The organism is Streptomyces sp. NPDC088706, assembly GCF_044752765.1.
In the GTDB taxonomy this organism is placed as follows: domain Bacteria; phylum Actinomycetota; class Actinomycetes; order Streptomycetales; family Streptomycetaceae; genus Streptomyces.
The window spans coordinates 31,182-54,583 of record NZ_JBIVLW010000003.1 but is presented as its reverse complement, the minus strand read 5'-3'; the positions used below and the strand labels follow the sequence as shown (position 1 = coordinate 54,583).

The following is a 23,402-nucleotide window of genomic DNA, read 5'->3' as shown; positions in this document are numbered from 1 at the left end:
GTCTCACGGATCCGGGGGCCGACCGGTTCAGACGCCGGTGCGCTCCAGCTCTCCCGTGCCGACCCGGTCGAAGACCTCGTCGCGGTCCGCCGCCGAGCCCGCCCCTTCGGTCAGCAGATACGCCTGGGCCTCCCCGACGTGGAAGTACATGCCGTACAACTGGAGTGTCCCGTCGGTGAGCCGCCGGGCCACCGCCTCGTGTGCCCGCAAGTGCTCCAACTGCTGGACCACATTGGTGAGGCAGAGCCGCTTGACCTCGTCGGCGGGCAGCCGACCGGAGATCTGCGCCCGGGAGTGGCGGCGCGAGGCCATCCGCTCCAGGCTCGGCAGGCCGTGGCGCAGCCAGCGCCACAGGGGGGTCCGCGGCCTCTCCGGACCGGACGCCGGCTCGCCCTTGAGCAGCGCCTGCATGGCACCGCAGCCGGAGTGCCCGCAGACGGTGATGGATTCGACCCGCAGCACCTCCACCGCGTACTCGATCGCCGCGGCCACCGAGTGGTCGCCGCCCTCGGCCTCAGCGGTGCCCGGCGGGGGCACGAGGTTGCCGACGTTGCGCACGGTGAAGAGGTCGCCCGGTCCGCTGGAGGTGATCATGCTGGTGACCAGCCGGGAGTCGGCGCAGGTGATGAAGAGCTGCGAGGGGGTCTGGCCCTCGGCGGCGAGCCGGGCGAGCTCGTCGCGGACCAGGGGTGCCGTACACCGCTGGAACGAACTCAGGCCGCTCAGCAGCCGGTCGGCGCCGGTCTTGCGGCCGGTCTCCGATGCGGGGGAGGTGCCCCCACTGCCGTCGGGGTGCGGGCCGGTGGTGGCCGCGCTGTCCGTGGGGCGGGTGAGACGGTCGTGGCAGTGGTGGTTGCGCCACGGGGTCCAGGGTCGGCAGCAGGAGTGGGCCGCGGCGGGCGGCTCGGCGATGCGGCTGCCGGATCGGCCGGTGAAGGCGATCCGGCCCCCTTGGGCGAGCTGGGCGCCGCGCCAGGTCCGGATCGCCTCGTAGGCGGCGTGGTCCATGAAGAACCCGTCCAGTTCGACGGTGACGTCGGCCCCCGGCGGCAGCTGCCCGAGCGCCCGGGTGAGCCGTGGCACCGCCAGGAAGGTCAACTGGCCGTGCACGGTCACCACATGACGCCCGTCCTGCTCGGCCACGATGACCTTCGTCCGGCCCAGCCGGTGCAGCGAGACGACCACCGCGACGGCCACCCCGAGCGCGACACCGGCCAGCGCCCCGAAGGCGAGAACACCGGCGACCGTGGCCGCGTAGACGGGGAACTCCCGGTGCTGATGGACGTTACGGATGTGCGCGAAACTCACCATCTGGACCCCGACCACCATCACCAGGGCGGCGAGTGCGGCCACCGGAATCCACTCGAACACGGTGACCAGCAGGCCCGCCGCGAGGAGCACCCAGACCCCGTGCAGCACGGCGGAGGCGCGACCGGTCGCCCCGGCCCGCACATTGGCCGCGCCTCGCACCACGCCCCCGGCCACCGGCAGCCCGCCCAGTAGCCCGGAGAGCGTGTTGGCGACCCCTTGGCCGCGCAACTCGCGGTCCAGGTCGGAGCGGTGAGTCGGGCCGGTGGTGGGGGAAGCGGGGGTCGCGGCGGTCATCGGGGGAGCCGTGGCGAGGGCGGTGCTCGCCGGGAGGTTCTCCTCGTCCGTGGCGGCGAAGCCGCTCAGGGGGGAGGGCAGCGGATCCGGCCCTCCGGTGCGGTCGGCGGCCAGCTTGTCCACGGCCACCGCCGCGAGCAGTGATTCCAGGCTGGCCACCAGCAGCACGGTGAGCACCGCGGTGGCCAGGGCGAGAACGGGTCCCTGGGGCAGCTCCGGCAAGGCGTGCGACCGCCAGGACGGCAGGTCGACCCGGGCGAGGCCGGGCACCGCCACCGCCGCCACCGCGGTCGAGATCACCACCGAGGCGAGCGCGGCCGGGATTCTCCGTACCGCCTTGCCGACCCGTCCCGGCAACCGGGGCCACGCCAGCAGGACGGCGATGGTCAGCGCGCCGATGAGCGGGGCCGCCGTGCTGATCCCGGCCAGCTGCTCCGGCAGGGCAAGGGCGTTGGCCACCACGGAACTCTGGGGCGACCCGCCCAGCATGATGTGCAGCTGGGCGAGGGCGATGGCCACACCGATGCCGGCGAGCGTCCCGCGCACGATCGCCGGGCTGACGGCGAGCGCGTTACGCGCGGCTCTCAGGCTGCCGAGGAGAATCTGGAGCAGCCCGGCGCCGACGGTGATGGCGCAGGTGGTGCGCCATCCGTAGACCTGGATCAACTCGGCCGTGACGACGGTCAGTCCGGCGGAAGGGCCACTGACCTGGAGCGGTGTGCCGCCGAACAGTCCGGCGGCGATACCGCCGACGGCCGCGGCCACCAGCCCGGCCTCCAGCGGGGCACCCACGGCGAGGGCGAGGCCGAGCGACATCGGGACGGCGATGAGGAAGACGGTGATCGAGGCGGACACGTCCGCGCCCGCGATCCGCAGACGGCGGTCGCCGGGCGGCGGTGGGCTGTGGGGGCTCTTCATTCCCGAGACGCGGATCAGGGGCGAACGGCGGGATGTGCGGTCAGGGCGAGTGGGGGTGCAGGCGGACATGTTCCCGTCTCCTCCAGAGGCAGCGCGGTCGCAAGGACGCAAGGGGCGCGGCCGTGAGTCACGGCGTGCAGCGGCGGGATTTATAAACTCTCGGTAAATGAATGGTAATGGAGAGTAAAGATTGGTGTCTAGCATTCGCGGCATTTAGGGCAGTGCATCACCCATTCAAGTGAATAAGCAGCTTTTCATTCGGCCTGTCGTCCTTCTCCCCTCAGGGTCGCGTGCGAGTTTGGCCGCGCCGTGTCGGCACTCAACGCAAATAACCTGCAAGGAAGAGGTGGGCGGATGATGGCCGCCACGAAGAGGATCGCCTTGGGCGTCATGACCACCGCGCTGGCCGCCGTACTCGCGGGCTGTTCGGGTGCGGGATCCGGGGGCTCCGCGCCCGGTGGGGCCGGTGCGGACGCGGAGAAGGGGGCTCACGGCGCGAAGGAGAACGCTCCGCAGGCCGCCCCGAAGAACGCCGTGAAGCTCATCGGGGACGGTTCCACCGCCTTCACCGGCCCCCAGCCCAAGATGCCGGCCGCCCAGCGCCTGGCTCCCGGCCGGAAGCCCCCGCAGTTCGTGGTGTTCTCCTGGGACGGTGCCGGAGAGGACAGCCAGAAGCTCTTCTCGCACTTCCGTGGCGTCGCCAAGAAGTACAACGCCACCATGACGTACTTCCTCAGCGGTGTGTATCTGCTGCCTGAGGAGAAACGTTCCCTCTATGCTCCGCCGCAGCACTCGGTGGGCCGTTCCGACATCGGCTTCAACGACACCGAGGGCATCCGCGACACCCTGGCCGAAGTGCGCGCCGCCTGGAAGGACGGCAACGAGATCGGCACCCACTTCAACGGCCACTTCTGCGGCCCGGACGGCGGTGTGGGGACCTGGTCCGTCGAGGAGTGGAAGAGCGAGATCAACCAGGCGAAAGCTTTCATCAAGAACTGGAAGACCAACGCCCCGAAGCTGAAGGGCGAGGCCCCGCTGCCCTTCGATTACGACCAGGAGCTGATCGGCGCCCGCACCCCCTGCCTCGAGGGCCAGAAGAACATGGTCGCCGCGGCCCGGAACATGGGCTTCCGCTACGACTCCAGCGGTGTCGGCAACCAGGTCTGGCCCAAGAGGAAGGGCGGCGTCTGGGACATCCCGCTCCAACTCGTCCCGATGCCCGGCCGCGCCTTCGAGACCCTCTCCATGGACTACAACTTCATGGTCAACCAGTCCGGTACGACGACGCAGGGCGACCCCTCCCAGCATGAGTACTGGGGCAACCAGATGCGCGACGGCCTGCTTCAGGCCTTCGACCGCTCGTACAAGGGCAACCGGGCGCCGCTGATCATCGGCAACCACTTCGAGTCCTGGAACGGCGGCACCTACATGCGCGCCATCGAGGAGACCATGGCGAAGGTGTGCACCAAGGAGGGTGTGCGATGCGTGTCCTTCCGCCAGCTCGTGGACTGGCTGGACGCGCAGGACCCGCGGGCGCTGGCCAAGCTCGCCACGCTCGGCGTCGGTGAGGCACCCAAGGAGGGCTGGAAGACCTACCTCGGCGCCGGGGCCGCCGCAGCCCCGAAGGCGGAGAAGGGCAAGGCGGCCGGCCCGGTGGCCGCAGAGCCGGCGGGCCGGAACGCCGGCTGAGTACCCCGGGGCCCGTTCCCGTCCTCTCGGTCACCCGGGCCTCGCCCGTCACCTGTGCCATCCGCCCGGTCGCCCCGGCCCACAGGTGCCGGGGCGACCGGGCGGATGGGTCTTCGAGTCAGGCGGGTGCGGGGACGGCCGCGCGCCCCTCACCGAGCACGAAGGCGGGGTCGACCTGGGCGGCCAGGTCGGCGCCCGTCTTCTCGTTACCCCAGCTCTCCGCGTTCTTCAGGTGGAAGTGCACCATCTGCCGGGTGTAGCGCTCCCAGTCGCGCAGCTCGTACGAGTCCTCGGCGGCGTCCTGGAGGGCCTGCAGGGCCATCCGGTTGTCCGCCTCCAGCAGCTCGAACCGGGATGGCCGCCCCTTCTCCATGGACCGCACCCAGTCGGAGTGACCCACCCCCACCAGCAGGTCGTCCCCGACCTCCGCGCGCAGGAAGGCCAGGTCGTCCGGGCCCTGCACCTTGTTGCCGACGACCTTCAGCGCGACGCCGAAATCCCGTGCGTACTCCTTGTACTGGCGGTACACCGACACCCCCTTGCGGGTCGGCTCCGCGACGAGGAAGGTCATGTCGAAGCGTGTGAACATCCCCGAGGCGAACGAGTCCGACCCTGCCGTCATGTCCACCACGACGTACTCGTCCGGGCCGTCGACCAGGTGGTTGAGGCAGAGCTCGACGGCCCCGACCTTGGAGTGGTAGCAGGCCACCCCGAGATCGGACTCCGTGAACGGGCCGGTGGCCATCAGCCGGATGTCCCCGTCGTCGAGCCGGACCGCACGCGCGCAGGCCTCGAAGATCGGGTTGTCCTCGCGGACCCGCAGCAGCCGTGAGCCCTCGCCGGGCGGAGTCGTCTTGATCATCGTCTCGGCGGAGGCGATACGGGGGTTGGTGCCGCGCAGGTAGTCCTTGATGAGGGGGAGGTGTGCACCCATGGCGGGCAGCGCGGCGGCCTCCGTCTCGTCGAGGCCGAGGGCGGCCCCCAGATGCTGGTTGATGTCGGCGTCGACGGCGATGACGTGGGCTTCATTGGCGGCGAGGTGGCGGATGAAGAGCGAGGACAGCGTGGTCTTTCCGCTGCCGCCCTTCCCGACGAAAGCGATCTTCATGTTCACCTAGGGTAGCGGGTCGATGGCGCTGTGCTGTCGATGTTCGTGAAGATGGCCACGTGAGGCCAGTCCCGCTATGGGGGGCGCGTAGCCTCGCTACTTATGAGTACGACTGCCTCAGACCCGCTCGCCGCGCTCGGCGCTCTGCCCGGAGTGCCCGAAGCCGTGGACTCCGTACGCAAGGCCGTCGACCGGGTCTACGGTCACCGCGTCATGCGCCGCCGCAGCAACGAGGTCACGGCCGAAGCCGCGCTGCGGGGCTCCCGCGGATCGGCGGCGCTCGCCGGGGCCGACTGGAACCTGGAGGAGGTGCGCCGACGCACCGACTTCAGCGGTGAGGACGAAGCGCGCACGGTCGGAGCCGCGCTGCGGCTCACCGCCGAGGCCGGCCAACTGCTCTCCATCTGGCGGCAGTCGCCGCTGCGCGTGCTGGCCCGACTGCACCTGGTGGCGGCCGGCGGGGCCGCGCCCGACGACGCGGTCGGGCGCCCGCGACTGGCCGGTGAGTCCGTGGACGAACCACTGATCGAAGCGCCGCTCCCCGGCGCCGACGAGGTGGCCGGACGGCTGGAGGGGCTGTCCCGGCTGATCATCGCCGGCAGCGCGGCCCCTGCCCTGGTGACAGCCGCGGCGGTGCACGGCGAACTGCTGGCGCTGCGCCCCTTCGGCTCGCACAACGGCCTGGTGGCGCGGACCGCCGAGCGCATCGTGCTGATCGGCAGTGGACTGGACCCGAAGTCCATCTGCCCCGCCGAGGTGGGCCATGCGGAGCAGGGCCGGGCCGCGTACGTCGCGGCGTCCGAGGGCTATACGACCGGAACTCCGGAAGGCATGGCCGCCTGGATCGCCCACTGCGGACGCTCGGTCGAGCTGGGAGTGCGCGAGTCGACGGCGGTCTGCGAAGCCCTGCAGCGCGGCGCGGCGTAGGCGGCGTTCGGGCGGGGGCCTTGAGCTTCAGGCGCCGGCAAGGGAAAAGGGGTGCGGCGGTACCGAAGTGCGGTACCGCCGCTGGCACGTCCGCCCAGTTACCAAGCGTCCTCGTAAATTGCCCATCAGGTCGGGTACTTTGCCCGTCACCTGGTGCGGCTGGCCCGTAATCGACGGGTCGACGTCGCGTGGGTGCTCGGCATTCGCGCTCGGTCCGTGGGGCCGTCACAGCGTTACAGGTCATCCTCGCGGATGTCCTTGGTCTCGCGGGCCGTTGAGTCCTTTGTACTCCAGGACCGGGGTAAGGGAAAGCCCTGGCCCCACTTCTTTACTTTTAGGTTCAATCAAGGGCGAATCGGGCGTCTTTCCGGCGCCCGACTGTCTGTTCCCGGCGGCGCAGGGTTCCAAGCGGCGCAAGGTTCCAAGCGGCGGAGCGTTCCAGGCTGACGGCCGGGTGTCCGCTCAGCCGGGCAGTGCCGCGCCGGCCGTACGGCGGCGGCTGGCGTACCAGACGAGTCCCGCGGTGACGGCCGCGGCGCCGACCGCTGCGGCGGCCACGATCGCCGGACGGGGCGGCATCGCGAAGGCGGGCAGTCGCTGCTTCAGCCGGACCGGGCGGTTGAAGACGAGAATCGGCCACTCGCGAAGGGTCGCTTCGCGGCGCAGCGCACGGTCGGGGTTGACCGCGTGCGGGTGGCCGACCGCTTCCAGCATCGGTACGTCGGTGGCCGAGTCGCTGTAGGCGTAGCAGCGCGAAAGGTCGTACCCCTCGGAGGCGGCGAGCGCCCTCACCGCCTCGGCTTTGGTCGGCCCGTAGGCGTAGTACTCGATCTCTCCTGTGAAGCAGCCGTCGTCGCCGACGACCATGCGCGTGGCGACGACACGGTCGGCGCCCAACAGCTCGCCGATCGGTTCGACGACCTCCGCGCCGGATGTCGAGACGATGACCACGTCGCGGCCCGCTGTGTGGTGTTCCTCGATGAGGGTGGCCGCCTCGTCGTAGATGATCGGGTCGATCAGGTCGTGCAGGGTCTCGGCGACGATCTCCTTGACCTGCTGGACGTTCCATCCCTTGCAGAGGGCGGAGAGGTATGCACGCATCTTCTCCATCTGCTCGTGATCGGCGCCCCCGGCCAGGAACACGAACTGTGTGTACGCGGTGCGCAGTACGGCGCGGCGGTTGATCAGTCCGCCCTGGTAGAAGGACTTGCTGAAGGTCAGCGTCGAAGACTTCGCAATGACCGTCTTGTCCAGGTCAAAGAAGGCTGCTGTGCGCGGCGAGAAGCAGTTTTCCACAACGCTGAGCATAGGGGGCCGCCATTCGGCGTAAAATCCGGTGCGTGGGTTTGCCTGAGAAGGCCCTCGGGTACACCATGGAAGTCACGGATCGTTCGCGACCGTGCTAACCCCGGTCCGGCTCCTCCCCCCCCGAGTCGGCCGTGGGGACGACCCCCGCTCTCCCCCCCGGCGGGGGTCGTCGCATGTCCGGATGGATTTCTGCCTCTCGGGCCCAGCGCTCCCCTCCCTCCCGGCCCCGCCGGCCCGCTCGTGCGAGGCGTCGACGCGCGTCTCGTCTCGTCACAGTCTGTAGCAGCGAGGCTGCGCTCCGGAAGTCGCTGGTTCGGGTGACGGAGATATTCACATTGCCGAAGTTGTCCACAGTTTTCGAGCAAGATCCACAAGATTTTCCGTGGTGCTGCACGGTGATTCCTCCCACGAAGTCCGTGGGTACCGGAATCGCGCATCTCGGAACGCTCCGAGACCGCCGCGAACCGCACTGAAGGGGCAGCGAGAAGGGGGCGGAGATCGTGGCTGGATCCCTCACACGAGAAGGGACGGCGGTCGCCGAAGGGCGACGCGGCGGACCGCTGATCGTGACGGAAGACGTGGAGTTGCTCGATGATCTGCTGCGGCTCTGTGCCGCGGCAGGGGCGGAGCCGGAGGTTCACCATGAGCCGCCCGGGCGGCGGGGCGGCTGGGAGCAGGCTCCGATGGTCCTGGTGGGCGACGACGCGGCCGCACGGTGCCGCGGTGCCGCCCGCAGGCGGGGGGTGATGCTGGTCGGTCGGGACCAGGACGACCCGGAGGTCTGGCGGCGTGCGGTCGAGATCGGCGCGGAATACGTGCTGCGGCTGCCGGATTCGGAGGGCTGGCTCGTCGATCAGATCGCCAACGCGGCCGAAGGCGTCGGACGGCCGGCACTCACCGTCGGTGTGATCGGCGGACGGGGCGGCTCCGGCGCGTCGACGCTGGCCTGCGCCCTCGCCGTCAGCGCCGCGAGGTCCGGCCGGCGGACGATACTGATCGACGCGGACCCCCTGGGCGGAGGCATCGACGTCCTGCTCGGCGGGGAACGGGCCGAGGGTATGCGGTGGCCGGATTTCGCCCATTCGAAGGGTCGTCTCGGTGGCGGGGCCCTGGAGGACTCCCTGCCCGCGCTCCACGGACTGCGGGTGCTGAGCTGGGGCCGCGAAGACGAGGTGGCCATCGCGCCACAGGCCGTGCAGGCGGTCCTGGCGGCCGCACGCAGGCTCGGCGGCGTGGTGGTCGTGGACCTGCCGCGCCGGGTGGACGAGGGCGTCGCGGAAGCCCTTGCCCAGCTCGACCTCGGTCTGCTCGTGGTGCCGGGCGAGCTGCGGGCGGTCGCGGCGGCCAAGCGCGTCGCGTCGACGGCCCGCATGGTGCTGGACGACCTGCGCGTGGTGGCCCGCGGGCCGTATGCGGCAGGTCTGGACGAGCGCTGGGTCGCCCGGGCCATCGGGCTGCCGCTCGTCGGTGAACTGCCCGTGGAGCCCGGCCTCCTGGCCGCCCAGGACGACGGAACGCCGCCCGGCGGCAACGCCCGCAGCCCGCTGGCCCGCTTCTGCGCGGAGTTCTGGGAGCAGGTGGCGTCGGCAGCGGGGGAGCCCGGCCCCGCCCCGGCTCCGGCCGGGGGAGGCACGCCATGACCGATGCGCTGCTCGACGCCGTGCGTCAACGATTGGCGCGCAGCGGTGACGCGCCCACACCTGCTGGAGTGGCCGCCGCGCTTCGGGCTCAGGGGCGTTTGCTGGGCGATGCGGAGGTGCTCGGGGCCGCAGCCGAGCTGCGCGGCGAGCTGGTCGGGACCGGCGCACTGGAGCCGCTGCTCGCGGATCCCGAGGTGACCGACGTGCTGGTGTCCGCGCCCGACCGGGTGTGGGTGGACCGGGGCGGCGGTCTCCAGTTGACGGGGGTCACCTTCCCCGACGCCGTGGCGGTGCGGAGGTTGGCCCAGCGGCTCGCCGCGGTCGCGGGCAGGCGGCTGGACGATGCCCGGCCGTGGGTGGACGCACGGTTGCCGGACGGGACGCGGATGCACGCCGTGCTGCCGCCGGTCTCCGTCGGCTCGACCTGCCTCTCCCTGCGGGTGGTGCGCCCCCGGGCCTTCTCCCTGGCGGAGCTGGTGGCGGCCGGGACGGTGCCACCGGGCGGCGACCGGATTCTGCGGGCCATGGTGGAGGCCCGTCTCTCCTATCTGATCAGTGGCGGCACGGGCGCGGGCAAGACGACCCTTCTGGCCAGCCTGCTGGGCGCCGTCGGTGCGGACGAACGGATCGTGCTCGCCGAGGACTCCGCCGAACTGCGTCCCGACCACCCCCATGTGGTGCGTCTGGAGTCCCGCCCCGCCAACCAGGAGGGCGCGGGCCGTGTGACTCTGCGCGACCTGGTGCGCCAGGCACTGCGGATGCGCCCCGACCGGCTGGTGGTGGGTGAGGTCCGGGGCGTCGAAGTGACGGAACTGCTGGCCGCTTTGAACACCGGACACGAAGGAGGATGCGGCACCGTCCACGCGAACGCGGCCGAGCACGTGCCCGCCCGGCTGGAGGCCTTGGGGACCGCGGCGGGCCTGGACCGGACCGCTCTGCACAGCCAGTTGGCGGCCGCGCTGTCGGTGGTCGTCCATCTCGTGCGGGACCGGGCCGGGCGGCGGCGGATCGCCGATGTGCACGTCCTGGAGCGGGACGCTGCCGGTCTGGTGTTCACGGTGCCCGCTCTGAGCTGGGGCGCCGACGGGTTCGTCCCGGAGCGGGGCTGGGAGCGGCTGGAGTCGCTGATCGGGGGTGCGCTGTGACGGGAGGAGCCGCGGACTACGCGGTGCATGCGGTGGCCCTCTGCGCGGGTTCGGCGGTGTGGCTGGCCGCGACGAGGGACCCCGGGGCTCGACGGGCGCGGGTCCTGTTCGTGGACGGGCCGGTCGAGCCGTGGCGGACGTGGCGTGCGTGGCCGCGTCTGCTCAAGGCCCGGCAGCTGGCCGTGGAGCGGCGCGAGTGGTGGTGCGTTCCGGTGGCGGTGTTGCTTGCCGTGCTCGGTGCGTCGGTGCTGCCGCTGATCGCCGGAGCTGTGGCGGTGCCCTTGGTACGGAAGTGGGTGCGCGACCGTACCCGGCGCCGGCAGCGGGAACGGGCCGGGGATACGGTGGCGGCGCTCTGCGGGGCCGTGGTCGGGGAGCTGCGCGCCGGTCAGGAGCCGGGCCAGGCCCTGCTGGCCGGGCTGCGGGAGTGCGCGGCGGACGGGGAGCCGCGGGTCGGGGGCGGCCCGGGTGGTGGTGCGTGGCTGGGGGACGCGGAGTCCGCTGTGCTGGCGGCCGCCCGCTTTGGGGGTGACGTGCCGGCGGCGTTGCGGCAGGCGGCGGACGGGCCGGGGCTGGAAGGGCTGTCCGGGATGGCCGCGTGCTGGCGGGTGGCGGTGGACGGCGGAGCCGGTCTCGCGGCCGGTCTGGACCGCCTGGAGACGGCGTTACGGACCGACCGGCGTAGACGGGAGGAGTTGCGGGCCCAGTTGGCGGGGGCCTGGTCGACCGTCGTGGTCCTGGCGCTGTTGCCGGTGGCGGGCCTGGGGCTGGGCGCGGCGCTGGGAGCTGACCCTCTGCGAGTTCTGCTGCACACGCCGGGTGGCCTGTTCTGCCTGGCGGGCGGAGGGTTCCTGGAGGCGGCAGGGCTCTTCTGGGCCTGCCGGATCGTGCGCGGGGGTGAGACGCCATGAACGCGACGGGAGGAGTTCTCCACAGCCTGGGGATGGTGGGGGCGCTGTTGGGTGCCGCGGTGCAACTGGCCCTCGCCGCAGCCGGGGCCCGTCGGGGGCGGCTGGCGCGCGGCCGGGGCGCACAGCTGCTGGAGGTCGCCCCGGCGGTACGGGCCGGGTGGCGGCCCCGGGCCGTGGCCGTACGGTCCCGGGCGAGCAGCGGCGCTCGGACGGGCGGAGAGGTCCGGGCGGACAGCGGTGCCGGCGCCGGAGGCCGCGCAGGTGTCATGCGGTGGGGTGCTCCGGCGGGGGCCTGGCTGACCGGTTGGATCCTGATCGGTGGCTTGTTGGGGTGTGCCGCCGGTTCGGCCGCGGCGTACGGGACGTGGCGGTGGCAGCGGTCCCGTCCCCGGCCCGGCCCGGGCGAGACCCGTGAGGAGCGGGCCGCCGTCGCCGCGCAGCTCCCCTTGGCCGCCGACCTGCTGGCGGCATGTGTCGCCGTCGGGGCCGGCCCGCGCGAGGCGGCGGAGGCGGTGGGCGAGTCCATCGGCGGCCCGGTGGGCGACCGGCTCGCCCGAGCCGCCGCCGAGATCCGCCTGGGCGGGGAGCCGGCCGAGGCGTGGGGGCGTTTCGGAGAGATACCGGGCGCCGGTCCGCTGGCCCGCTGCCTGCACCGGGCCGGATCGACCGGGGCGCCGGCGGCGGAGCCGGTTTCCAGGCTGGCCGAGGGGATGCGTGCCGAGCGGGCCGATGCGGCGGTGGCACGGGCCCAGCGGGCCGGGGTCCTGATCACCGCACCGGTGGGCCTGTGCTTCCTGCCCGCCTTCTTGGCGGTCGGGGTGGCGCCGGTGATCATCGGCCTGGCCGGCGGGCTGCTGACGACGCGTTAGGCCGCTTCGGCTCTCGCTCACGGGCGTTCCCTTCGGACGCCTGCTCCATATCGACCGATGTCCATCGGGGGACGAGATGACCATGCAATTCGAGGATCTGACGGAACGAACGGATCTGACGGAACGAACGGATAGAGCGGCTGGCGTACTCCGCCGCGCACGGCGGGCGGCGTGTATGCCGGGCCGGTCGGCGACCTGGTTCGGACGGTGGGCGGCAAGGATCGGCAGGGGGTCCGATCGCGGAATGACCACCTCCGAATACGCGGTGGGCACCATCGCCGCGTGCGCCTTCGCGGCGGTGCTCTACAAGGTGGTCAACAGCGGGCCGGTGATGTCAGCGCTGCAGTCCATGATCGAGGGCGCGCTCGATGCGAAGTTCTGAGACCGGGCCCGGAAACCGCCGGGGATGTCGGGATCGGGGAGCGGTGACGGCGGAGGCAGCCGTGGTCATCCCGGTGCTGGTGGCCTTCGCCATGGCGCTCCTCTGGGCGCTGGTGGCGGCCTCGGCCCAGATCCGGTGTGTGGACGCGGCACGGGCGGGGGCCCGGGCCGCGGCCCGTTCGGAGCCGGAGGCGGCGGTGCTGGCGGCCGTGCGCGACACCGCGCCCCGCGGGGCCCGGGTAGCTGTGGGGAGGGCCGGGGAGTTGTGGCGCGTCACGGTGGAGGCGCCGACTCCGGGCCCGGCGGCGCTGGCGCTGACGCTGCGTGCCGAAGCGGCCGCCCTGGCGGAGGACTCGGTCGGGCACGCGGAGGGAGGTGCCGGGCCGTGACGGGAGTGGCAATCCGGGGCGGGCGTTCGGGGCCGGTTGTCGGCCGGCGCCTGGGAGCAATTGTCGGGCGGCCGGCGGACGGGGGTGGGGGCAGGGATCGCGATCGGGGCGTGGCGACGGTGTTGGTGGCTGTCACGGTGGTCGCCCTGTGTGGGGTGTTCGCCCTCGTTCTCGCGCTGGGGCAGGCCGTGGCCGCCCGCCACCGGGCGGGCGGTGCCGCCGACCTGGCGGCCCTCGCGGCAGCCGGTCGCGCCTTGGAAGGGGTGGATTCCGCGTGCGAGGTGGCGCGGCGCGTGGCGGTGGCACAGGGCGCCGTGATCGTCAGCTGCGGGGTCCAGGGGGAGATCGCCGATGTGACCGCCAGGTCGCGCTTCGGGCTCTACGAACCCGACGTCAGGTCCCGGGCCGGTCCTCCGCTTCCCGGTCCACCTCCTGGCTCCCTTCCCGCCCTGCCTCCCCCCGCTCCGGGGGCGCCGCCCTGAGGAGTTCGGTGAGGAGGCGTACGGCGCCGCGTTTGTGCAGGGGCTCGTTGCCGTTGCCGCACTTGGGGGACTGGATGCACGAGGGACAGCCCGCCTCGCACTCGCAGGAGGCGATGGCTTCGCGGGTCGCGGTCAGCCACGTACGGGCGGTGTGGAAGGCCCGTTCGGCGAATCCGGCGCCGCCCGGGTGGCCGTCGTACACGAAGACCGTCGGCAGCAGGGTGTCCGGGTGCAACGGTATCGAGACACCGCCGATGTCCCAGCGGTCGCAGGTGGCGAAGAGGGGGAGGAGACCGATAGAGGCGTGTTCGGCCGCGTGGAGGGCGCCGCCGAGGATCTCCGGATTGATCCGGGCGGCGTCGAGCTGGTCCTCGGTGACCGTCCACCAGACGGCCCGGGTGCGCAGGGTGCGGGGAGGCAGGTCGAGCTTGGTCTCGCCCAGGACCTCGCCGGTGATCAGTTTGCGGCGGAGGAAGGAGACGACCTGGTTGGTGACCTCGACGGAGCCGTAACAGAGCCGCCCCTGGCCCCAGGGGATCTCGGTGTCGGTCTCCAGGACGGTGATGGCGGTGGTGTCGCGGGCGACGGTCGAGTACGGGGGGTCGGCCTGTTCGACCAGGGCGACGGAGTCCTCCAGGTCGAGTTTCCGGACCAGGTGGGTGCGCCCCTGGTGGAGGTGGACCGCGCCCTCGTGGACGGCGGTGTGGGCGGCGGACGCGTCGACCGTGCCCAGCAGGCGGCCGGTGCCCTCCTCGACGATCTGGACGGGGCGGCCGCCCTCGCCCCGGATGTCGGTGAGGTCGGCGGCCCGCTCGCGGCGTGTCCAGTGCCAGCCCGAGGCCCGCCTGCGCAGCAGCTTCGCGGATTCCAGCTGGGGCAGCAGCTCAGGTACGGCCGGCCCGAAGAGCGCGATGTCGGACTCGGTGAGAGGCAGCTCGGCGGCCGCGGCGCACAGGTGGGGGGCCAGGACGTAGGGGTTGTCCGGGTCCAGCACCGTCGACTCCACGGGCTGCCGGAACAGCGCCTCGGGGTGGTGCACCAGGTAGGTGTCCAGTGGGTCGTCCCGGGCTACCAGAACGGCCAGGGCGCCCTGCCCCGACCGGCCGGCGCGGCCTGCTTGCTGCCAGAGGGAGGCCCGGGTGCCCGGGTAGCCGCAGATGACCACCGCGTCGAGGCCGGAGACGTCGATGCCGAGTTCGAGGGCGGTGGTGGCCGCCAGCCCGAGGAGTTCGCCGGAGTGCAGGGCCCGCTCAAGGGCGCGGCGTTCCTCCGGGAGGTAGCCGCCGCGGTAGGCGGCGACCCGCTGCGGCAGGGAGCGGTCCACTTCCGCCAGGCGTTCCTTGGCGATGACCGAGATCAGCTCGGCGCCGCGGCGGGAGCGTACGAAGGCGACCGAGCGGACGCCCTGGACGGTCAGGTCGGTCAGCAGGTCGGCGGTCTCGGCCGTCGCGGTACGGCGTACGGGGGCACCCTTCTCGCCGTGCAGGTCGGTCAGCGGGGGCTCCCAGAGGGCGAAGACCAGCTCGCCGCGCGGGGAGGCGTCGTCGGACACCTCCTTGACCGGCAGGCCGGTGAGGCGCCCGGCGGCGACGGAGGGGTCCGCCGCGGTGGCGGAGGCGAGGAGGAAGACCGGGTCGGCCCCGTAGCGGGCGCAGAGGCGGCGCAGTCGGCGCAGGACCTGGGCGACGTGGGAGCCGAAGACGCCCCGATAGGTGTGGCATTCGTCGATCACGACGAAGCGCAGTGCGCGCAGGAAGGAGGACCAGCGGGGGTGGGACGGCAGGATCCCGCGGTGCAGCATGTCGGGGTTGGTCAGGACGTAGTTCGCGTACTGACGCACCCATTCGCGTTCCTCGACCGGGGTGTCGCCGTCGTAGACCGCGGGCCGGACGGCGGAGCCCAGCGGAGCCGCCAGGGCCTTCACCGAGCGCCGCTGGTCGGCGGCGAGGGCCTTGGTGGGGGCGAGGTACAGGGCGGTCGCCCCGCGGCCGTTGGGGGCCTCGGAGCCGTCCAGCAGGGTGCTGAGGACCGGGGTGAGGTAGGCGAGCGACTTGCCGGAGGCCGTACCGGTGGCGATCACGACCGATTCGCCGTCCAGCGCGTGCTCGGCCGCGGCCGCCTGGTGGGCCCACGGATGGTCGATTCCGGCTCTTCCGATCGCCGAGATCACTTCTGGCCGGATGCGATCCGGCCAGATGGCATGGGTTCCCGATCTCGGGGGCAGGTGCTCCGTATGAGTGATGCGCGCGGCCCGGCCCGCCCCTGTGGCGAGCCGGTCGAGGATCATGGCGGGAGAGGGGCGCATGTCCCCACTCTCGGGTGGTCGTCCGGGACGGTGATTCTTGGCCATCGGCACCGAGTGTGTCACTGGCGTGACGGACAATGGTCCCAAGGCGTCGTGCATGGCTGCTGGTAAGTGATTGAATGCCATCGCGGCTGGCGATCCGTCCCCTGGCCTCCGTCGGGGAGACCGAGGGGCGACCGCTCGATAGCAAGGTGCTGGAGGATCCGTGGACCTGTCCCTGTCGACTCGCAATGTGTCCGGGCCTGGTGGCGACCGTACGGTCGTCGAGGTCGGTGGCGAGATTGATGTGTATACCGCGCCCAAGCTGCGCGAGCAGTTGGTCGAGTTGGTGAATGACGGCAGCTACCACCTGGTTGTCGACATGGAAGGTGTCGACTTCCTCGACTCCACCGGCCTCGGCGTGCTCGTGGGCGGCTTGAAGCGTGTCCGGGCTCACGAGGGCTCGTTGCGCCTGGTCTGCAACCAGGAGCGCATTCTCAAGATCTTCCGGATCACGGGTCTGACCAAGGTGTTCCCGATTCACACCACGGTTGACGAGGCGGTCGCCGCCACCGACTGAGGTCGGCTTCGGCCGGCCCCCGGGCCGGTCGTCAGGCAGTGATCGGGCCGACGGCGGCAGCAGCTGGGCCGCAGCGGGCAGGCGGTCGGCCTTCGGGCCGGCTGTCGGCCTTGTCGGTTTCCGGAGGAGGAGAGCAGGGGTGCCGGGCTGTGAGCCCGGGGCCTCTGAGGCGTACGCCCGAACGTTCCAGGGGGATGGCATGGCCACCGTTGAACTCCGCTTCAGTGCCCAGCCTGAACATGTCAGGACGGCCCGCCTGGTGGCGGCCGCCGTGGCACGTCGGGCCGGCGTCGACGAGGCGGTGCTCGACGAGGTCAGGCTCGCCGTCGGCGAGGCGTGCAGCCGTGCCGTGGGACTGCACCGCAGCCACGGCATCACCGCGCCGGTCAGCGTGGTGCTGACCGAGGAGGAGAAGGCGTTCTCCATCGAGGTGGGGGACGGTGTCCCCGACCCCGCCACGCCCGGAGCGCGCAGCAGCGCGCCCGGTGGCCCGGACGAGCCCGACAGCGACGGCGGCGAGGACGAGATGGGCCTCGCGGTCATCAGTGGCCTCGTCGACGACGTGGAGGTCCGTTCCGGTGCGGACGGCGGAGTCATCCGCATGAGCTGGCCGGCGGCCCTTGCCGGGGTACGCCCCTGAGGCGTGCCGCCCCGGGCGGCCCCTGGGCCCGCGCCGGCCTCCGTTCAGCTTTAGCCTGTGCCGTGAGCCTGTCCTACGGCACGTAAGCCTGTGCCGTGCCCTGCGGCACGTGAGCCTGTGCCGTACCGCACGGCCTCAGCCTGTGGCGTACCGCACGACCGCGAGCCTGTGGCGTCCCGTCCCGTCCGGCCGCGAGCCCGCGGGGTCCCGTACGACCTTGAGCGTGCGGCGTCCCGTTCGGTAGTGAGCTGTTCGGCGCACCGTGCCGCTTTTCCCGAGGCCCTGCTGAGCAGGGCCTTTCCCGTGCTGCCCGGTGGCCTCCTCCGAATGCCTTTCTCTGCGCGGAGCGCCTTGTGACGCGTCTGCGTAACGCGTCCGCGCCATTACTGCATTCGGGGAGAATCTTCCGTCGATCTTCGGGCGTTGGGGGGAGTGCGATCAATTCTCTTCCCGACCACTGTTTTGATCGGGTTCCGCTCCCTACAATCCGTCCACGTCTTGAGCGCTGAGCGTCAAGGAGGACGTATGGCGGAGTTCTTCACCACCCCAATGGCTGCACCGGCCCCCATGGCTGCACCGACGCAAGAATCCGCACTTTCCGACCGGCCCGTCTCCCTCGCGGCGGCGGTACTCACCGACGACAACCGGCTGATCGTCATCGTCGTGGCGGTCGTCGCCGTCGCCGCGCTCATCGTCGCCCGGCTGCTGGTACGCCAGGTCCTGGCGGCCGGCGAGGGCACCGAGCGCATGAAGGAGATCGCCGCGGCGGTCCAGGAGGGCGCCAACGCCTATCTGGCCCGGCAGCTGCGAACGGTCGGCGTTTTCGCCGTCATCGTGTTCTTCCTGTTGCTGTTGTTGCCGGCCGACAACTGGTCACAACGCGCCGGGCGTTCACTGTTCTTCCTGGTGGGGGCGCTTTTCTCGGCGGCGACCGGATACATCGGTATGCGACTCGCCGTACGGAGCAATGTGCGCGTGGCCGCCGCCGCGCGTGAGGCGACTCCGGGAGAGGGTGAGCCGGAAAAGGATCTCACCACCGTCTCGCACCGGGCGATGAAAATCGCCTTCCGCACCGGCGGAGTGGTCGGAATGATCACGGTGGGACTCGGGCTGCTCGGCGCTTCGTGCGTGGTTCTCGTCTACGCGGCCGACGCGCCCAAGGTGCTGGAGGGATTCGGCCTCGGTGCGGCGCTGATCGCCATGTTCATGAGGGTCGGCGGCGGGATCTTCACCAAGGCCGCCGATGTGGGCGCCGACCTCGTCGGCAAGGTGGAACAGGGCATTCCGGAGGATGACCCGCGCAACGCCGCCACCATCGCCGACAACGTGGGCGACAACGTCGGCGACTGCGCGGGCATGGCCGCCGACCTCTTCGAGTCGTACGCCGTGACGCTCGTCGCCGCGCTCATCCTCGGCATGGCCGCCTTCGGCGACTCCGGCCTGGCCTTTCCTCTGATGGTCCCGGCGATCGGTGTCGTCACCGCGATGATCGGGATCTTCGCCGTGGCCCCGCGACGAGCCGACCGCAGCGGCATGACCGCGATCAACCGCGGTTTCTTCATCTCCGCGGTGGTCTCGCTCGTCCTGGTGGCTGTCGCCTCCTTCGTCTATCTGCCGTCCTCGTACGCCGGACTGGACGGGGTCACCGACGAGGCGATCACCGGGCACGGCGGCGACCCCCGCGTCTTCGCACTGGTCGCGGTGGCCATCGGCATCGTCCTCGCCGGGCTGATCCAGCAGCTCACCGGCTACTTCACCGAGACGAAGCGACGCCCCGTCCAGGACATCGGCAAGTCCTCGCTGACCGGTCCGGCGACCGTGGTGCTCGCCGGCGTCTCCATCGGCCTGGAGTCCGCCGTCTACACCGCCCTGCTGATCGGTCTGGGCGTCTACGGGGCGTTCCTGCTGGGCGGTACGTCGATCATGCTGGCGCTCTTCGCGGTGGCGCTCGCCGGGACCGGCCTGCTCACCACGGTGGGGGTGATCGTGGCCATGGACACCTTCGGGCCGGTCTCCGACAACGCCCAGGGCATCGCCGAGATGTCCGGGGACGTCACGGGCGCCGGGGCGCAGGTGCTCACCGATCTGGACGCCGTCGGCAACACGACCAAGGCCATCACCAAGGGCATCGCCATCGCCACCGCCGTCCTGGCGGCGGCCGCGCTCTTCGGCTCCTACCGCGACGCCATCGCCACGGCCGTCGCCGACGTGGGGGCCGGGGCGGGAGAGCTCGGGCTGAGTCTGGACATCTCGCAGCCCAACAACCTCGTCGGCCTGATCCTCGGCGCGGCGGTCGTCTTCCTCTTCTCGGGACTCGCCATCAACGCGGTCTCCCGGTCCGCCGGAGCCGTGGTGTACGAGGTGCGGCGGCAGTTCCGCGAGCACCCCGGGATCATGGACTACACGGAGAAGCCGGAGTACGGCCGCGTCGTCGACATCTGCACCAAGGACGCCCTGCGTGAGCTGGCCACACCCGGCCTGCTCGCGGTCCTGGCGCCGATCGCGGTCGGGTTCAGCCTCGGCGTGGGCGCGCTCGGCTCGTATCTCGCCGGTGCCATCGCCACCGGCACCCTGATGGCGGTCTTCCTCGCCAACTCCGGCGGTGCCTGGGACAACGCCAAGAAGCTCGTCGAGGACGGGCACTACGGCGGCAAGGGCAGCGACGCGCACGCCGCGACCGTGATCGGTGACACGGTCGGCGACCCGTTCAAGGACACGGCGGGTCCGGCGATCAACCCGCTCCTGAAGGTGATGAACCTGGTCGCGCTGCTCATCGCCCCGGCGGTGGTGCAGTTCAGCTACGGGGCGGACGCGAACCCCTGGGTACGGGCGCTGGTGGCCGTCTTCGCCCTCGTGGTCATCGTCGGCGCGGTCTACGTGTCCAAGCGGCGCGGCATCGCTGTGGGGGAGGACGACAGCGGTGGTGCTCCGGGCGGCGGCGGCACGTCGGTCCCGGCGCCGGACCCCGCAGCGGCCCCATGAGGGATACGGACGGAAGGGGATCCTGCCGGTCCCGAATTCCGAATGACGACGCACAGGTGACGGGCCATCGGTGACGGGCCATCGGTGACGGGCCAGGGGTGATGGGTGGTCACCGTGCGGGCGGGCGGCGCGCGTTGGCGTACTGCCCGCCCGCCCTCCTGTGCTCCTGCCCGCCCGTGCTCCTGCCCTCCTGTGCTCCTGTGCTCCTGTGCTCCTGTGCTCCTGTGCTCCTGTGTGGGGGAACGGACGGTCGGAGCTCTGCGTTCCCTGTCGCTCTTCCTCGTTCTGGTGACTGACCGCTCGTCCTGATGAGTGACCGCAAGGGTGTCGGAATCGCCGACCGAGTGGCGTCTCCCTCATTTCCCTTGATGCAAATGGCTTCAAAAGGGTGTACATCGGATGCCCGGCACCCGGATGGAGCCCTCCCGGCGTGTAAGTTCCGGGGCCGAGAGCCTTGGAAGGGACCCATCCGGTGAACAAGAAGCTTGCAGCCGCACTGTCCGGCGGTGCGGTACTCGTACTGACGCTGTCGGGTTGCAGCGACGACAGCGACAACAAGGTGAACGACTGGGCCAAGAAGGTCTGCGACCAGGTCCAGCCCCAGCTGCAGAAAATCGCCAACGCCAACGCCTCCATCCAGCAGCAGACCGCTGACAACAGCAAGCCCGCCGATGTCCAGAAGACGGACTCGGCCGCCTTCCAGCAGATCTCCCAGGCCTACAAGTCGCTGGGCGCGGCCGTGGACTCGGCCGGCCCGCCGCCGGTCGACGGCGGCGAGACCACGCAGAAGGAGGCCGTGAAGGAGCTCAACGACTCCGCCACGGCGTACGCCGGTCTGAAGACCAAGGTCGACGCCCTCGAGACCAAGGACCAGGCGAAGTTCGCCGACGGTCTCAAGGGCATCGCCGACGAGCTGAACAAGATCAGCACCAGCGGTGACCAGGCACTGAGGAAGCTTCAGTCCGGTGAGGTCGGCTCCGCGATGTCGAAGCAGAAGGGCTGCCAGAAGCCGGCGGCCTCGACCGGACCCGCCAGCCCCTCGGGCTCAGGGGCGCCGGACGCGGGTGCGGCGGTGGCTCCCTCGGCGTCGGCCTCGGAGAAGAAGGCGTAACCCTCGGCTGTCGGGAGCCAGCCTCCGGCGGCCCGGAGACCGGTTGAGCGGCCTTGACGCGGCGGCCCGGAGACCGGCTGAGCGGCCTTGACGCGGCGGCCCGGAGACTCGGTGAGTGTCCGGGCCGCTGCCGTTGTCAGTGGGACCGGACACAATGGCCGGGTGAGTGAGACCAGCCTTCCCGCACCCGACCACACCGCCAACCTCCGCGAGGCGCTGCTCGCCGCGGCCTTCACCGCCGACGGGCTCCTCGACCGGCTCGGTGCAGCCGCCTACGCCGCGCTCGCCCGCAGCGAGACGGTCCCCGCCCTGCGCGCCACCCGGGGTGTGTCGCCGCTCGACACGCTGGTGCGGCTGTTCCTGCTCCAGCGCCCCGTCCCCAGGGAGCAGGCCCGCGCCGCCCTGCCGCTGGAGGAATGCGTCCAGGACGGTTGGGTGAGCGTCGAGGAGGGGCTGGTCCGCGCCACCGTCGACGTACGGCCGTACGGCGGCCCGGACGGCGAGGACTGGTTCATCGTCTCCGACCTCGGCTGCGCGGTCGGGGGTGCGGGCGGGATCGGCTCCCACGAGGAGGGCGTCGTCCTCGGGGTCGGTGGGGCCTCCACCACCCTGGCCGGCATCACCGTCCGTACGCCGGTCGCATCGGCCCTGGACCTGGGTACGGGCTCCGGCATCCAGGCGCTGCACGCCGCCCAGCACGCCACCCGTGTCACCGCGACGGACCTCAACCCCCGCGCCCTGGAGTTCACCCGGCTCACTCTCGCCCTGTCCGGAGCCGCCCCCGCCGACCTCCGCGCGGGTTCTCTCTTCGAGCCGGTAGCCGCCGAGACCTTCGACCTGATCGTCTCCAACCCGCCCTTCGTCATCTCGCCCGGCGCCCGCCTCACCTACCGGGACGGCGGCATGGGCGGCGACGACCTGTGCCGCACCCTGGTCCAGCAGGCGGGAGAACACCTGAACGAGGGGGGATACGCCCAGTTCCTGGCCAACTGGCAGCACGTGGAGGGCGAGGAGTGGCAGGAGCGGCTGCGCTCGTGGGTGCCCGCCGGCTGCGACGCCTGGATCGTGCAGCGCGAGGTCCAGGACGTCACGCAGTACGCCGAGTTGTGGCTGCGCGACAGCGGCGACCACCGCAGCGACCCGGAGGCGTACGCCGAGCGGTACGAGGCGTGGCTCGACGAGTTCGAGGCGCGCGGGACCACGTCCGTCGGCTTCGGCTGGATCACCCTGCGCAGGTCCGCCGCCGCGGCCGCGGGGGACCCCTCGATCATCGTCGAGGAGTGGCCGCACGCCGTCCAGCAGCCGCTGGGCCGTGCCGTCGAGGATCACTTCGCCCGCCAGGACTATCTGCGCGACCAGGACGACGCCGCGCTGCTCGCCGGGCACTTCACCCTCGCCGCCGAGGTCGTACAGGAGCAGGTGGGCCTGCCGGGGGCGGAGGACCCCGAGCACGTGGTGCTGCGGCAGCACCGCGGCATGATGCGGGCGACCAAGGTCGACGCGGTGGGCGCAGGGTTCGCCGGCGTGTGCGACGGGTCGCTGCCCGCCGGGCGGATCCTGGACGCCATCGCCCAGCTGATGTCCGAGGACCCGGTGCTCCTGCGCGACCGCACCCCGCAGGCGATCCGGCTGCTGGTCGAGGAGGGCTTCCTGGAGCCGGTGCCCGGGACCGTAGCCGGGGAGAGCACCGGGTGAGGGTGGCGTGACGCCGGCCATCCTCATCCGACTCCACTCCGGACCGGCCGACCACCGCCCTCTGTCCTCCATGGACCTGTGACCAGGACCTTCACGCGTACCGCCGCCCTGCTCCCGCCCGGTCCTCGGATTCCGCTCGGGGCTCTTACGGGACGGGCGGCGGTGCCTCCTCGCGGCCCTCGCCGGGTGTTCGACGCGCGCGGAGGCGGGGCCGACCCTCCTGACGGCAGGTGATGACCCGGGTACTCCCGGTGGGCGGGTGCTGTTCACCCGGGGTTCGTGTCGACGACGCCCCGGGGTGGCAGCCTCCTCCATGATCGAGCGGTACGACGTGCTCGAGCGGTACGACAGGGTCGAGGGGTACGACATGGACAGCGTCGCAGCAGTCTTCGCCGGCACGGCCTTCGTGCTCTTCGGTGCCGCGCTCCTCACCTGGACCGGGGCGCGCGCCGTGCACCGCGCGCCGGTGCTGCACGGTGTGAGCCCCGTCGCCTCCACCGCACTCACGACAGTCTTCGGCGTAGTTTTCCTGGTCCTCGGCGTGTGGTGCTGCACGCTGGTCTGACCCGTGCCCGCGCCGGGGCGGGGGCCGGTTCGAGGGGGTGCCGGGCGGTCGCCGGGACCACCTCCCCGAACCCCTAGGTCAGGGCTTCGCGCGGCGCGGACCCGACGGTCCGGGCGGCAGGAATGGCGGAAGTCGGGTTACCGTTCGAGTGGCCGTTGCGGGCTTTCGCCGTT

The 23,402-nt window shown here is 71.7% G+C and carries 19 protein-coding genes; 15 read left to right on the top strand and 4 right to left on the bottom strand.

Translation table 11 applies throughout. The features are described from left to right. Positions 1 to 27: 27 nt before the first annotated feature. Positions 28 to 2,592, bottom strand: a complete 2,565-nt coding sequence (locus tag ACIQAK_RS09715) for a SulP family inorganic anion transporter (protein ID WP_366388930.1) — start codon at positions 2,590 to 2,592, stop codon at positions 28 to 30. A 285-nt stretch (positions 2,593 to 2,877) separates the two neighbouring features. On the opposite strand from ACIQAK_RS09715, the gene ACIQAK_RS09710 reads away from it, so the two are divergent. Beyond that, complete coding sequence (locus tag ACIQAK_RS09710) at positions 2,878 to 4,212, top strand: hypothetical protein (protein ID WP_366388931.1); 1,335 nt, start codon at positions 2,878 to 2,880, stop codon at positions 4,210 to 4,212. Between the two features lie 118 nt (positions 4,213 to 4,330). Here the strand turns inward: ACIQAK_RS09710 and ACIQAK_RS09705 are convergent, their stop codons facing one another. Further along, positions 4,331 to 5,320, bottom strand: a complete 990-nt coding sequence (locus ACIQAK_RS09705; RefSeq protein ID WP_366388932.1) for an ATP-binding protein — start codon at positions 5,318 to 5,320, stop codon at positions 4,331 to 4,333. A 102-nt stretch (positions 5,321 to 5,422) separates the two neighbouring features. Between ACIQAK_RS09705 and ACIQAK_RS09700 the strand changes: the two genes are divergently transcribed. Further along, entirely contained in the window at positions 5,423 to 6,247 is an 825-nt protein-coding gene (locus ACIQAK_RS09700) for an oxidoreductase (RefSeq protein WP_366388933.1), read from the top strand. Between the two features lie 462 nt (positions 6,248 to 6,709). On the opposite strand, the gene ACIQAK_RS09695 is transcribed toward ACIQAK_RS09700, so the two are convergent. Continuing rightward, a complete protein-coding gene (locus tag ACIQAK_RS09695; RefSeq protein ID WP_366388934.1) occupies positions 6,710 to 7,555 on the bottom strand; it encodes an HAD-IB family hydrolase in 846 nt (281 codons plus the stop codon). Positions 7,556 to 8,055: 500 nt separating this feature from the next. Between ACIQAK_RS09695 and ssd the strand changes: the two genes are divergently transcribed. The 7 genes from ssd (at position 8,056) to ACIQAK_RS09660 (ending at position 13,372) form a co-directional block, all read left to right on the top strand. Then, entirely contained in the window at positions 8,056 to 9,195 is a 1,140-nt protein-coding gene (gene ssd, locus ACIQAK_RS09690; protein WP_366388935.1) for a septum site-determining protein Ssd, read from the top strand. Then, positions 9,192 to 10,340 carry a TadA family conjugal transfer-associated ATPase gene (locus ACIQAK_RS09685; protein WP_366388936.1) on the top strand — a complete coding sequence of 383 codons (1,149 nt, stop codon included), beginning with the start codon at positions 9,192 to 9,194 and terminating at the stop codon, positions 10,338 to 10,340. The genes ssd and ACIQAK_RS09685 overlap by 4 nt, the downstream gene beginning before the upstream one ends. Further along, entirely contained in the window at positions 10,337 to 11,251 is a 915-nt protein-coding gene (locus tag ACIQAK_RS09680) for a type II secretion system F family protein (protein WP_366388937.1), read from the top strand. The genes ACIQAK_RS09685 and ACIQAK_RS09680 overlap by 4 nt, the downstream gene beginning before the upstream one ends. After that, positions 11,248 to 12,120, top strand: coding sequence for a type II secretion system F family protein (locus tag ACIQAK_RS09675; protein WP_366388938.1), 873 nt, complete (start codon positions 11,248 to 11,250; stop codon positions 12,118 to 12,120). Before ACIQAK_RS09680 ends, ACIQAK_RS09675 begins: the two co-directional genes overlap by 4 nt. A 175-nt stretch (positions 12,121 to 12,295) precedes the next feature. Continuing rightward, a complete protein-coding gene (locus ACIQAK_RS09670) occupies positions 12,296 to 12,502 on the top strand; it encodes a DUF4244 domain-containing protein (RefSeq protein ID WP_366388981.1) in 207 nt (68 codons plus the stop codon). Between the two features lie 43 nt (positions 12,503 to 12,545). After that, positions 12,546 to 12,890, top strand: coding sequence for a TadE family type IV pilus minor pilin (locus ACIQAK_RS09665; protein WP_401847874.1), 345 nt, complete (start codon positions 12,546 to 12,548; stop codon positions 12,888 to 12,890). After that, on the top strand, positions 12,887 to 13,372 hold the full coding sequence (locus ACIQAK_RS09660; RefSeq protein WP_401847872.1) for an Rv3654c family TadE-like protein: 486 nt from the start codon (positions 12,887 to 12,889) through the stop codon (positions 13,370 to 13,372). Before ACIQAK_RS09665 ends, ACIQAK_RS09660 begins: the two co-directional genes overlap by 4 nt. Here the strand turns inward: ACIQAK_RS09660 and ACIQAK_RS09655 are convergent. Beyond that, positions 13,284 to 15,803: a DEAD/DEAH box helicase gene (locus ACIQAK_RS09655; protein ID WP_366388940.1), complete on the bottom strand. Its 2,520-nt coding sequence runs from the start codon at positions 15,801 to 15,803 to the stop codon at positions 13,284 to 13,286. The two genes, ACIQAK_RS09660 and ACIQAK_RS09655, sit on opposite strands and share 89 nt — an antisense overlap. A gap of 79 nt (positions 15,804 to 15,882) precedes the next feature. Between ACIQAK_RS09655 and ACIQAK_RS09650 the strand changes: the two genes are divergently transcribed. The 6 genes from ACIQAK_RS09650 (at position 15,883) to ACIQAK_RS09625 (ending at position 23,229) form a co-directional block, all read left to right on the top strand. Continuing rightward, positions 15,883 to 16,236 (top strand): STAS domain-containing protein, encoded by a 354-nt coding sequence (locus ACIQAK_RS09650; RefSeq protein ID WP_003967428.1) that lies wholly within the window; start codon positions 15,883 to 15,885, stop codon positions 16,234 to 16,236. Positions 16,237 to 16,435: 199 nt separating this feature from the next. After that, the gene (locus tag ACIQAK_RS09645) at positions 16,436 to 16,876 is read left to right on the top strand and encodes an ATP-binding protein (protein WP_366388941.1); all 441 of its coding nucleotides are present in this window, start codon (positions 16,436 to 16,438) and stop codon (positions 16,874 to 16,876) included. Positions 16,877 to 17,401: 525 nt separating this feature from the next. Then, positions 17,402 to 19,858, top strand: coding sequence for a sodium-translocating pyrophosphatase (locus ACIQAK_RS09640; RefSeq protein WP_366388942.1), 2,457 nt, complete (start codon positions 17,402 to 17,404; stop codon positions 19,856 to 19,858). Between the two features lie 472 nt (positions 19,859 to 20,330). Continuing rightward, positions 20,331 to 20,969, top strand: coding sequence for a small secreted protein (locus ACIQAK_RS09635; protein WP_366388943.1), 639 nt, complete (start codon positions 20,331 to 20,333; stop codon positions 20,967 to 20,969). 162 nt (positions 20,970 to 21,131) lie between these two features. After that, positions 21,132 to 22,664, top strand: a complete 1,533-nt coding sequence (locus ACIQAK_RS09630) for a methyltransferase (RefSeq protein ID WP_366388944.1) — start codon at positions 21,132 to 21,134, stop codon at positions 22,662 to 22,664. Positions 22,665 to 23,031: 367 nt separating this feature from the next. Next, positions 23,032 to 23,229 (top strand): hypothetical protein, encoded by a 198-nt coding sequence (locus ACIQAK_RS09625; protein WP_366388983.1) that lies wholly within the window; start codon positions 23,032 to 23,034, stop codon positions 23,227 to 23,229. Positions 23,230 to 23,402: the final 173 nt, after the last annotated feature.